This window comes from Dietzia sp. B44 (assembly GCF_014145245.1).
GTDB lineage: Bacteria > Actinomycetota > Actinomycetes > Mycobacteriales > Mycobacteriaceae > Dietzia > Dietzia natronolimnaea.
In genome coordinates, this window is record NZ_JAALEF010000092.1 from 1 (window position 1) to 5,318 (window position 5,318).

A 5,318-nucleotide genomic window follows, 5' to 3' on the forward strand; every position below is an offset into this window, starting at 1 on the left:
CGCGGGCGGTGTCCGCGCGGTAGAAGCGGTCGAAGAGGTGATCCAGGTGGTGCGCGGCCACGCCCTCGCCGGTGTCGGTGACAGTGACGGACACCCGCCTCCGAGCCACCGTGTCGGTGCCGGACGTCCTGGTGCCGGTGTCCGCGGGGAGCAGGCTGGTGCTGACGGTGACGGAGCCACCGGCAGGGGTGTGCCGTAATGCGCTGTCCAGCAGGTTCCCCAGTACCTGGCCCATGCGGTCGATGTCCACGGTGGCCTCGGCGTCGACGAGGTCGCGGGCGGTGAGCTCCACCTACTTGTCCGCGAACCGCTCACGGGCGGCGTCGAGGGCGCTCCCCACCAACCCGGCGATGGTGGTGGGGACCGGATGGAGGCGGGTCAGGTGCTCCTCGACGGCCGAGACGGCCACGATGTCCGACGCCAGGCGTTCGAGTCGGCGGGTGGCCGTCCACAGCACCTCCCTGGTGTCGTCGTCGTAGTCCCGCACACCGTCGTCGACGGCCTCGAGGTAGGAGTCGATCGTGGCCAGCGGGGTGCGCATCTCGTGACCGAGGTCGGCGAGCATCCGGCGTCGCGTGGTGTCGGTGGCGTCGAGTCTCCGGGCGAGTTCGTTGACGCTCGTCGCCAGGTCGTCGAACTCCCGCCCCAGCTCGGGACTCGCGACGCGCGTGTCGTAGCGCCCGCCGGCGATCTCGGCGGTCGAGGCGGTCACCACCGCGACCGAACGCTGGACCCTGCGGGTGAGGTACCAGCTCGCCAGCAACGCCAGGAGCACCGCGACGCCCACCGCCAGCCCCCAGGCCAGGACGATCGAATCCGTGAACGCCTCCTCGACGTGGGCGGCCTCCGCGGAGTCGTGCTCGATCCCGGCCTGTCCGAGGTGGTCGTGGAAGATCTCGGGCGCCAGCACCGAGGCGACGAGCCAGGCGCTCCCCGCGCAGCCCACCACCACCCCGGCCATGACCACCAACAGACGCGTCCCGAAACTCGCCCCTGCGAGCCGGCCGCGCCGCACCTCGCCGACAGCGCCGCCGCTCACCGCCCGGCCCCCATCCGGTAGCCCACTCCGCGGACGGTGCGGACGTAGCGACCCCGCGCGGCCTCGTCACCGAGCTTGCGGCGCAGGTGCGCGACGTGGACGTCCACCAGGTGGTCGTCGCCCACCCAGTTCGGGCCCCACACCCTCTCGATCAACTGGGACCGGGTGAACACGACACCCGGGTCGCGGGACAGGGCGGCGAGCAGGTCGAACTCAGTGCGGGTCAGGGCGACGGCCCGCCCGTCGACGCTCACCTCGCGACCGGCCACGTCGATGGTCAGATCCCCGATCCTCCGCAGACGCGCGTCCACCGGGCTGCTGCCCGCGGACCCGGCGGCGGCCACGTCGTCGTCGTACCCGGTCACGGGACCCCGCGGTCTGCGCAACATCGCCTGGATCCTGGCCATGAGCTCGCGGGGGCTGAACGGCTTGGTCATGTAGTCGTCCGCGCCGACGGACAGCCCGATCAGTGTGTCGACCTCGTCGGTCCGGGCGGTGAGCATCACCACGTACGCGTCGGAGTGGACCCGGACCCGCCGGCACACCTCGACCCCGTCCAGCCCCGGCAACCCCAGGTCCAGGACGATCACGTCCGGGTCCACCGACCGGGCGAGCGTGACCGCCTCGGCACCGTCGCCGGTGACGGTGACCTCGAATCCGTCGCGACGGAGATACGAGGCGACCAGGTCGGCGAGGGACTGCTCGTCGTCGACGACCATCGCCCGCAACCCCGTGGGCGGGCGCGGCACGGGACCGGGTGCACCGGCCTGTCCGTGGTCGCCAGGGCTGGGGGTCATGGGTCCCATCATCGCGCCCCGCCTGCGGATCCGCCGCCCCCGCGACGGCCTTGACCAAACCTTCACACGACCTCCATCCGAAGCGCCGGACCCGACGGGCAGGATGGTTCCCAGCAGTCCGGGCGCCCGGCCGCTCCGTTCGAAAGGACCTCGACGATGACCAGCAGGATCTTCCTCGCCGCCGCAGCCGTGGCCGTCCTCACGCTCTCCGCCTGTGCCGACGACGGCGACGACACGACGGCCACGACGCCGGCCACGACCACCACCGCCGAGGACGGCGCTCCCGCGACCACCGAGGAGGGCGACGCGTCCGAGCACTCCGCCGCCGACGTGCGGTTCGCGCGGATGATGATCCCGCACCACGAGCAGGCCATCGAGATGAGCGACATCATCCTGGCCAAGGAGGGCGTCCCCGACGACGTCCGCGAGCTGGCCGAGGAGATCAAGGCCGCGCAGGGCCCGGAGATCGAGCAGCTCGACGAGTGGCTCGGGGAGTGGGGCGAGCCCGGCATGGGCCGCGACGATCATGGCGACCACATGGGTGACGCCGGCGAGATGCGCATGATGGACGGGATGCTCTCGCCGGAGGAGATGCAGGAGCTGGCCGACGCCGAGGGCACCGACGCCGCGCGGTTGTTCCTGGAGCAGATGATCGTCCACCACGAGGGCGCGATCGACATGGCCGAGGACCAGGTGTCCGGCGGCACCCACCCGGAGGCGGTCGAGCTGGCCCAGACCATCATCGACACCCAGCAGCGGGAGATCGATCAGATGCGCGAGATGCTCGCCGGCCTGTGACCGTGACGAGTGCTCTGACGACTGTTCCCCGCCCGTCCGCGCGCCGTCGCGCCCTGCTCGCGGCCGTGGTCGCGGGATCGTTGGGGCTGACCGCCTGCACCTCGGCCGGGCCGGAACCGGACTCCACCTCCGACCGGGCCGCGGCCACCCTCGTCGAGCGACACGGCCTCGAGGGGTTGGACGCCCGGCAGGTGATCGAGCGGCTCGACACCATGCCCGTGGCCGAGCGGCCCGACGACCTGTGGGCTTCCGTCGAACCGGACCAGCTGGTCCTGAGCGACCCCACCGGCGACCTCGAGGAGGCGGCGCTGCCGATGCCGGCAGACGAGTTCTACCTCTCCGTGGCCCCGTACCGGACCTTCACGCACGACTGCTTCTTCCACAGCCTCACCACGTGCCTCGGGGAGCTCGGCGGCGAGACCGTGCAGGTGACCGTGACGGACGGGGCGACCGGGCAGACCGTGCTCGACGAGACCCGCACGACCTACGACAACGGCTTCGTGGGCCTGTGGCTCCCGCGCGACCTCACCGGCACCCTGACGATCGCGCACGAGGGCGACTCGACGACCTCGCCCGTCTCCACCGGCGACGACGACCTGACCTGCCTGACCACGATGCAGGTGGCGTAGGCGCCGCACCCGTCACACCGACTCAGCTGCACCATGGGGCGACCCGCCATCCGGTTCACACCCGCGACACGCCGCCGGATTTGACGCATTAGATCCCGGGCCGGCCGCGTTGCAGGACGGGAGCTTCCTCCCCTCAGCGCCCGGTCAATCGAGCGCCCTGTCCCGGTGGATCCGCGTCGACCGGCCGGTTCTGTACCTGCAGCCCGGGGCGTCGGCCGAGGTGGTCGCGACGATCTCCGTGCCCGCCGAGGCCCCGGATGCCGAGCAGTACGCGGTGATCTGGGCGTCCCACACCTCCGCGTCCCCGGGCGGGAGCGCGACCGGATCGGGTACTGGGTCGGTGGGCTCAGCGGGGTCGGTGGGGTCGGAGGCCGGATCGCTCGGGTCGGTCGGGTCCTCCGGGGGCGGTTCGGGCTCGCACGAGGCCGGCCTCGACCGGATCTCCCGCGTCGGGGTCCGCGTCTACCTCTCCACCGGCGCGGGCGACGACCCCGGGTCGGGTTTCGAGATCGTCGATCTCCGGCCGGTCTGGACCGCGCTCGGGGTGGCCGCCTTCCTCGCGACCGTGTCCAACACGGGACGACGGGCGATCGACGTGGCCGGCACCCTCGACCTCACCGGCGGGCCCGGCGGGTTGGCGACCCCACCGATCGCAGCGGAGCCCGTCACGATCGCTCCCGGCGAGACGGCCGAGGTCCGATTCCCGCTGTCGGCGGACCTGCCGGTCCCCGCCGGCGAGTGGAACGCGACCGTCGCTCTGGCGAGCGGCGCCGAGAAGCAGACGCGAGCGCAGGACCTCACCCTTCCCTCGCCTGACGACGGACCCACCCCGGACGCGTGGACCGGTGCCACCTCCGCCACGGTCCGCCCCCTGGGGGCCGGTGTGGCACTGGTGAGCCTCCTCGCGGTGCTGCTCGTCTGGTTACTCGTCCACAGACGCCGGGAGAGCGGTGGCTCGTAGGGGTAGACCCTGACGACCCGGCCGGGCGCGCTGCAGGGGTCCCCCGATCTTCTCCCGGATTTCCGTTCCGCCCCGGGTGAGCGGCGCGCGGCCGCGGCTAGGGTGACCCCGACGTCAGTCGAGTCGCCTCTCCCGCACCGTGAAATGAGACGCCATGAACGAGCAGTTCCCCTACCGGCCCGACGAGTCCTCGGACGCCGGTCGGGACCGCCTTCCGGCGCCCACGGACCAGTTCGCCCCCATCCAGCAGTTCCCCCCTGAGCAGTTCCCGACGGAACGGTTCCCGACGGAGCAGTTCCCGACCCGCCCGGCCGCCGGGCCCGCCGAACCCCTGGCGCACGAGGGCGGTCTGCCCTACGGCAACTCACCCGCCGCGCCGTACCGCCCTGACCAGGACTTCGCCCCCCCGGCATCTGGGAGCGCCACCCGCGTTCGACAACGACCCCTTCGTTCCCGGCCCGTACCGGCCGTACCTGCCGCAGCACCTCATGCCGCAGCACGTCATGCCCCAGCAGTACCCTCCCCAGCCCTTCATGCCGCAGCACCTCATGCCGCAGCCCTTCATGCCGCAGCCGTACCCGATGCAGCAGACCGTGTTCGTCGCCAACGGCGGCGGCAGGCGCGTCAACCACGTGCTGCACCTGATCCTGACCATCCTCACCTTCGGCCTGTGGCTCCCGGTGTGGGCGGTGCTCGCGATCGCCAACTCCTAGGGGCCGGGTCGACGCCGGCGTCGACCCTGGAACACATCGCTCAACACAGTTATCATCGTCGAATGACGATCAATGCCGGGGTTGCGTACGCGGACACCACCGGGTGCCGGTCAGGGACGGAGCCGGGAGCGACCCCCGAGTCAGGGCCCGGACTCGATGCCGCTGCCGCGCTGTTCCGCAGCCTGTCCGACGGAACCCGGCTGGCGATCATCCGCCGGCTCGCCCGCGGTGAGACCCGGGTCGCCGACCTGGTGGCCGAGCTCGGGCTGGCGCAGTCCACGGTGTCCGCCCACGTCGCGTGCCTGCGGGACTGCGGGCTCGTGGAGGGGCGACCGCAGGGCCGGCAGGTGTTCTACTCGCTCGCCCGTCCCGAGTTGATGG

The 5,318-nt window shown here is 72.2% G+C and carries 6 protein-coding genes and 1 pseudogene; 5 read left to right on the plus strand and 2 right to left on the minus strand.

All coding sequences use genetic code 11. The features are described 5' to 3' along the window. Nucleotides 1–961, minus strand: a pseudogene (locus G6017_RS03955) (sensor histidine kinase); the annotation flags it as partial. A gap of 74 nt (nt 962–1,035) precedes the next feature. Further along, nucleotides 1,036–1,758 (minus strand): response regulator, encoded by a 723-nt coding sequence (locus G6017_RS03960; RefSeq protein WP_182616035.1) that lies wholly within the window; start codon nt 1,756–1,758, stop codon nt 1,036–1,038. A gap of 234 nt (nt 1,759–1,992) precedes the next feature. Here G6017_RS03960 and G6017_RS03965 point away from each other — a divergent pair, with 234 nt between their 5' ends. The 5 genes from G6017_RS03965 to G6017_RS03985 all read left to right on the plus strand — a co-directional run. Beyond that, nucleotides 1,993–2,634 (plus strand): DUF305 domain-containing protein, encoded by a 642-nt coding sequence (locus tag G6017_RS03965; protein ID WP_182616029.1) that lies wholly within the window; start codon nt 1,993–1,995, stop codon nt 2,632–2,634. A 2-nt stretch (nt 2,635–2,636) separates the two neighbouring features. Next, nucleotides 2,637–3,263: a CueP family metal-binding protein gene (locus tag G6017_RS03970; RefSeq protein WP_238556361.1), complete on the plus strand. Its 627-nt coding sequence runs from the start codon at nt 2,637–2,639 to the stop codon at nt 3,261–3,263. A 238-nt stretch (nt 3,264–3,501) separates the two neighbouring features. Further along, nucleotides 3,502–4,224 carry a hypothetical protein gene (locus G6017_RS03975; RefSeq protein WP_206682419.1) on the plus strand — a complete coding sequence of 241 codons (723 nt, stop codon included), beginning with the start codon at nt 3,502–3,504 and terminating at the stop codon, nt 4,222–4,224. Nucleotides 4,225–4,712: 488 nt separating this feature from the next. Further along, a complete protein-coding gene (locus G6017_RS03980; protein ID WP_182616033.1) occupies nt 4,713–4,937 on the plus strand; it encodes a hypothetical protein in 225 nt (74 codons plus the stop codon). Between the two features lie 62 nt (nt 4,938–4,999). Next, the coding region (locus G6017_RS03985) for an ArsR/SmtB family transcription factor (RefSeq protein WP_206682420.1) at nt 5,000–5,318 on the plus strand (319 nt) is incomplete at its 3' end.

What these genes read in the sequence shown, in the direction of transcription:
- G6017_RS03960 (WP_182616035.1), bottom strand. Translation starts at nt 1,758, where the DNA reads ATGGTCGTCGACGACGAGCAGTCCCTCGCCGACCTGGTCGCCTCGTAT.
- G6017_RS03965 (WP_182616029.1), top strand. Translation starts at nt 1,993, where the DNA reads ATGACCAGCAGGATCTTCCTCGCCGCCGCAGCCGTGGCCGTCCTCACG.
- G6017_RS03980 (WP_182616033.1), top strand. Translation starts at nt 4,713, where the DNA reads ATGCCGCAGCACGTCATGCCCCAGCAGTACCCTCCCCAGCCCTTCATG.